The sequence below is a fragment of the uncultured Phascolarctobacterium sp. genome, assembly GCF_902463975.1.
Taxonomy (GTDB): domain Bacteria; phylum Bacillota; class Negativicutes; order Acidaminococcales; family Acidaminococcaceae; genus Phascolarctobacterium_A.
The window spans coordinates 1-3,220 of the sequence record NZ_CABQHJ010000057.1 but is presented as its reverse complement, the minus strand read 5'-3'; the positions used below and the strand labels follow the sequence as shown (position 1 = coordinate 3,220).

Below are 3,220 nucleotides of genomic sequence, written 5' to 3'. Positions count from 1 at the left end.
ATAAGTGCGAGAGTAAAGCAACATACTTTTTCTCTTACACTTATATGGTACTAAATAGCCGCCTCAAAATTGTACAGCAAAATAATCGGCATACCTAAAAAATATATTCTGAGGTACATCACAGCTGAAGGTAAAACTTCTGCTGGAATTTCCAGCAAACCTAAAATCGGCACAACAGCAAATTGTGCAAAAACAGCAACCGCAATACCGATAATCAGCGAAAGCAGTACAGCAGTATGCACCGCCTTCTTTACGCCTTCCGTATCACGTCTGCCGATAGACTGCGCAATAACAACATTAGAGCCCAAAGCTATGCCCAAGAACAGAAAAATAATCATACCGATAATCGGCAAATCTGTTCCTACGGCAGCCATTGCCGCTGTTCTGTCGCTGTTAGCAAAATTGCCGGCAATTACCACGTCTGTAGCGGTAAAAAACTGCTCCAGGATAGCGGTTGCAGCTACCGGCATAGAAAATTTTAGTATTTTATCCCATAATGAACCATTAAGCATGTCCATGCTTGTTCGCATATCTTCAATACCTTCTCTTTCTTTTAACTAGTGATAGATATTATAATACTAAAATCAGACAATAGCAAATTGATATTTTCTCTGCCCGGTTATATTTATAAGGCATAATATAACGCTTATGATAAGCAATGCTTAACATACAAAAAGCCGATACATTTCTGTATCAGCTTTTCGTTCATAAAATATTTCATTTAAGCAGTCTGTTTACGCATATAAGTACGCATAACCAGCAATGTTACAAATAATAAGCACAGCGTAATAGGCAAAGCAATCAGCGCCAAGGAGCTTTCCGTAAAGTACGCAATACCGCCGGCAATCAGATAACCGGTGACAGACACGGAAGCTGCAGTCAAAGCATAGGGCAGCTGTGTGGAAACGTGGTTAACGTGGTCGGAATGCGCACCTGCGGATGCCATAATCGTTGTATCGCTGATAGGCGAGCAGTGGTCACCGCATACCGCGCCGCTCAGGCAGGCAGCAATAGAGATAATCAGCATTTCATAGGTATCGCCGGAACCGAAGACGTTGCAAACAACAGGAATCAGAATAGAGAAAGTACCCCAGCTTGTACCGGTAGAGAACGCAAGGAACATAGCAACAACAAAGATAATTGTCGGCAGGAACATTTTCAGGATACCTGCAGAGTTTGCAACAAGATCATGCACATAGAACTTCGCACCCAAAAGACCGGTCATACCGGACAGAGTCCAAGCCATAGTCAGAATCATAATCGGCGCAACCATTGCTCTGAAGCCTGCAGGAATACACTCAGTAAATTCCTTAAAGGTCATTACGTTGCGTACCATGTAGAAGCAGAAGGTAAAGAAGAAGGTTGCCATGCTGCCGAGTACCAGACCTTTAGGAGCGTCAGCACCGGCAAAGGCATCAACAAAGGTTTCACCAGTGAAGAAGCCACCGCTATAAATCATACCGATAATACAGCAGATAATAAGTACAATTACAGGCAGTACAAGGTCAATAACAGCACCGTTAGGCTTATCGGTTGTGTCATCATCATCACCATAGGGACGAGCTGCAGTAGTGAACAGATCACCCTTCTTCGCATTATCCTCGTGGACCTTCATACTGCCGAAATCAAATTTCATGATGGTCAAAAGAATCATCATAGATAAAGTGGTGATTGCGTAGAAGTTATAAGGAATAGTCTGCAGGAACATGTTGAAGCCGTTAATATCTGAGCCTTTAGGTACAGATGAGGTTACAGCTGCAGCCCAGCTGGAAACCGGCGCAATAATACAAATCGGCGCAGCAGTTGCGTCAATAAGATATGCCAGCTTTGCACGGCTAACCTGATGTCTGTCGGTAACAGGACGCATAACCGAGCCAACAGTCAGGCAGTTAAAATAGTCGTCGACAAAAATAAGTACACCCAGCGCAATGGTCGCGAGCTGTGCACCAACGCGTGTCTTGATATTTTTAGAAGCCCATTGACCGAAGGCAGCACTGCCGCCAACCTTGTTCATAAGAGCTACCATGATACCAAGAATAACCAAAAATACCATAATACCAACGTTACCGCTATCCGACAGCTTGGTAATCATGCCGCCGTTTTCATTATAAAGCATGGTGTTCAAACCAAGCTCAAGATTACCATTGGAATATAACAGTGCACCGATGGCGATACCTACGAACAAAGAAGAGTATACTTCCTTTGTAATCAATGCCAAAGCGATTGCGATAACCGGAGGCAGCAGTGCACCGATAGTCGAATATACGGCAGGCTTATAGGTTTCAGGATCAACAGTGTTAGGATGCTGTCCGCTTATATAAAATAGGCCAGCCATGATAACAAGCAGTATCGCCAAAAATAAGTAATTGTTTTTTCTCATCTAATTAATCACTCCATAATTTTTTTCTAAAAAGTCCGAAAAAATTATATCATGATTACGTAACTAAAAGCAAGTGTATTATAAAAAATCGCTGACAAATTGTTAAAAATTATACATTGTTGTGTAAATAAGTGCAAAACAGGGCACTCTATCGCTAATTTTTGCTGCTCCAATGTCTATTCACAGTTGACAAATTTCGAGGCTTACAGAGCAGGCGCATATATTCTTTATTCGCGCATCCAAGAAGCGAGTCTGCAGAACAACGCTGATTGATAAGAAGGCAAGTAAATTGAGCGATGGGTATATCGTGCAAGGAATAGCAATTTTAGCAAATGAGTGTCTGGAATCATAGAAGTGTCGCACTGTCTGAGCGCTAAGCTATCTACTATAGTAAAATCTCTTTGCATAGCGCGAGTTTTGCGACACTTCGTCTTGATTCCACACGAAATTTGCGTTAAGAAATTGCTGCTGACTGAAACGATATACTCTCGCGAATATTAAGAAGTTAGACGATAAGCTTAATACATGCTTGCGCGTCGCTCTGCTCCTTCAAGCATGGTTATCTATCCCTCCAAAAATACTCCCTGAAATTCTCTACACCAGTACTTCGTTTAAAAGTTGCCGCTGCCAACTTTACTGCATAATCGTAGATTCTATCCTCAATCGACAAGCTGATTACATCAGCTCGTCGATACGCCTCGCCACAAGCGTGCCTATGCGTCGCAAAGCTTCTTTAGGCACGGTGGCTGGGCAGCCAGGCCTGCTGCTGGTCATAAGATGGCTGACGGTAAAAGAAAAAAGACATGTCACATGACATGTCTTTTTTCTAACCGGCAGCTA

Annotated in this window: 2 protein-coding genes; both read right to left on the bottom strand. The window is 42.7% G+C overall.

The window, feature by feature from the left end:
* Positions 1 to 50: 50 nt before the first annotated feature.
* Positions 51 to 518, bottom strand: coding sequence for an MATE family efflux transporter (locus RDW05_RS11610; protein ID WP_307979186.1), 468 nt, complete (start codon positions 516 to 518; stop codon positions 51 to 53).
* A 203-nt stretch (positions 519 to 721) separates the two neighbouring features.
* The gene (locus RDW05_RS11605; RefSeq protein WP_307979185.1) at positions 722 to 2,380 is read right to left on the bottom strand and encodes a Na+/H+ antiporter NhaC family protein; all 1,659 of its coding nucleotides are present in this window, start codon (positions 2,378 to 2,380) and stop codon (positions 722 to 724) included.
* Positions 2,381 to 3,220 lie beyond the last annotated feature (840 nt).